Origin of the sequence: Rhodovibrio sodomensis, from assembly GCF_016583645.1 — a bacterium.
In the GTDB taxonomy this organism is placed as follows: domain Bacteria; phylum Pseudomonadota; class Alphaproteobacteria; order Kiloniellales; family Rhodovibrionaceae; genus Rhodovibrio; species Rhodovibrio sodomensis.
The window spans coordinates 1-1,580 of sequence record NZ_NRRL01000250.1 but is presented as its reverse complement, the minus strand read 5'-3'; the positions used below and the strand labels follow the sequence as shown (position 1 = coordinate 1,580).

Genomic DNA, 1,580 nt, shown 5'->3' with positions numbered 1-1,580 from the left:
CCGCTGCCCGACCTCATCCGAGCCCGGGCGCCGACCTGAGCCGAAATCTCCCTACCGCACCGACAACTACCGATTGGAGGGCGTCGGACCGCGCCCTGCCGCGCGCCCGGGCTTTTGCCCAAGGTACGCGTGAACCCGGCGCTGCGTGCTCAGTGACCGCGAACTCAGGCTGGACGGCGACCAGATGGACACGGCGGGCGACACGCCGGCGTTCGTGCCGCTGCACGTCGCGGACGCGGCGGCCGGGGAGACCGAGCCCGTCACAGCAGACCCGCGCGTGGAGATCGTGGCCGGCGGCGTGACGGTGCGCTTGCCCGCCGACACGGACGTCACGCGCATCGCCGCGGTGGCGGCGGAGCTGGCAGGGCGGCGATGATCGTCCCAGGCCAACGCATGCCCATCGTGATCGCCACGCGGCCCGTTGACTTCAGACGCGGACATGATGGCCTCGCTGCGACGGTGCAGAACGAACTCGGCCTGGACCCGCACTCCGGGCTGACGGTGGTCTTTCGTTCCAAACGCGGCGATCGGGTCAAAATTTTAGTGTGGGACGGCACCGGGCTCGTGCTGACCTACAAGCGGCTGGACCAGGGGCGGTTTAGCTGGCCGCCCGTGCGGGATGGGGTGATGCAGTTGTCGCGCGCCCAGTTCGAGGCACTGTTCGAAGGCCTGAACTGGCAGCGCGTGCAGCCCAGGCGCGTGCCGAAACCGGCTGCGGCGAATTGAATCGGCCCTCGGGTCTGCTCTTTTGCCGCGACTCCGCAATTCCTACCCTGACAGCATGTCGCAGGAGCCGCCGACACCGCCCGATCTGAGCGCGCTGTCGCCCGAGATGGCGCAGCTGATCGAGCAGGCCACCCAGGCCGAGCGCGCAGCGAAAGAGGCTGAGCGTAACGCGCGGCAAGCCGCCGAGGCGGAAGCGGCGGAAGTGAAAGCCTACAACGAGAAGCTCGAAAAGCTGGTCAAAGAGTTCGAGCGGGCGAAGTTTGGCCGCAGCTCGGAGAAGCTCGACGACGAGCAGAAGGAGCTCGTGTTCGAGGATATCGAGACCGCAATCGGTACGGCCGAAGCCGAACACGACGCGAAGCAGGTCGAGGGCGGCCACGACGGCGAACAGAACGCCAGCGGCGGCAAGAAGAAGCGGAGCAAGAGCGGGTCCGGCAAGGCGCGCCGGCTGCCCAAGCATCTGCCCAAGGACGAGGAACATCTCGAGCCGGAGAACACCACGTGTCCCTGCGGCTGCGGGCAGATGAAGAAGATCGGCGAGACACGCAGCCGTCGCCTGGACATCACGCCGACGCAGTACCGGATCAAGGAGACGGTGCAGCCGCGCTACGCCTGCCCGCACGGCAAAGCCGGCGTCACCCAGGCGAAGGCGCCGGCGCACCTGATCGAGGGCGGGCTGCCGACCGAGGCGCTGATCGCCAGCATCATCGTCGCCAAGTACTCGGAGCATATGCCCCTGTACCGCCAGGCGCAGGTGTTCGAGCGCCAGGGCATCCCGGTCACCCGGTCGATGATGGCGGACTGGCTCGGCCGCAGCTCGTATCACGCGGCCCCGGTGGTCGATCGGATGGGCG

3 protein-coding genes are annotated in these 1,580 nt (G+C 68.2%); all 3 read left to right on the top strand.

Annotation, left to right across the window (positions count from 1 at the left end):
• Positions 1-145 precede the first annotated feature (145 nt).
• Positions 146-376 (top strand): hypothetical protein, encoded by a 231-nt coding sequence (locus tag CKO28_RS27525; RefSeq protein WP_200344707.1) that lies wholly within the window; start codon positions 146-148, stop codon positions 374-376.
• Positions 377-393: 17 nt separating this feature from the next.
• Positions 394-726 (top strand): IS66 family insertion sequence element accessory protein TnpB, encoded by a 333-nt coding sequence (gene tnpB, locus CKO28_RS27520; protein WP_242480866.1) that lies wholly within the window; start codon positions 394-396, stop codon positions 724-726.
• A gap of 55 nt (positions 727-781) precedes the next feature.
• The coding region (locus CKO28_RS27515; RefSeq protein WP_200344703.1) for an IS66 family transposase at positions 782-1,580 on the top strand (799 nt) is incomplete at its 3' end.